Origin of the sequence: Bradyrhizobium sp. NBAIM08 (genome assembly GCF_020193935.1) — a bacterium.
Classification (GTDB): Bacteria; Pseudomonadota; Alphaproteobacteria; order Rhizobiales; family Xanthobacteraceae; genus Bradyrhizobium; species Bradyrhizobium yuanmingense.
Genome location: NZ_JADYVR010000478.1, coordinates 1 through 436, shown reverse-complemented (window position 1 = coordinate 436; position 436 = coordinate 1). Strand labels below are relative to the sequence as shown.

The 436-nt window shown below is 39.4% G+C and carries 1 protein-coding gene; it reads left to right on the top strand.

Going from position 1 to position 436, the window contains the following annotated elements:
* Positions 1–390 (top strand): L-rhamnose/proton symporter RhaT (locus tag I6F37_RS40530; RefSeq protein WP_225154453.1); only part of this gene is annotated, 390 nt, incomplete at its 5' end.
* Positions 391–436 lie beyond the last annotated feature (46 nt).

The following is a 436-nucleotide window of genomic DNA, read 5'->3' as shown; positions in this document are numbered from 1 at the left end:
GTGTATATATTTTCCAATTCAGGTGCTTTTCTTACAACGTTGTTGTATTGCTTGTATTTACATAATAAGGATAAAACATTTGGAGAATACACAAGTAGTTCAGGTAGCCTGCGTGTCAATTATTTAATGGCGACCCTAACCGGACTGCTTTGGTATGGACAATTCTTTTTTTACGGTCTTGGCCATTTGCGTATGGGAACGTATAAATTTTCAAGCTGGGCCATTCATATGATTATGTTGGTATTGTTTAGTACCGTCACCGGATTAATATTAAAAGAGTGGAGTAATATCAGTAACCGCACAAAGCAGCTATTAGGGCTTGCATTAGGTATGCTGGTTGCAGCTGTTTTATTGCTGACGTATGGAAATTATGTAGGGGGTAATGAATAAACGATCATGCACTCTTCATGTCATTGCGATCCCGGAGGTCCGGGAG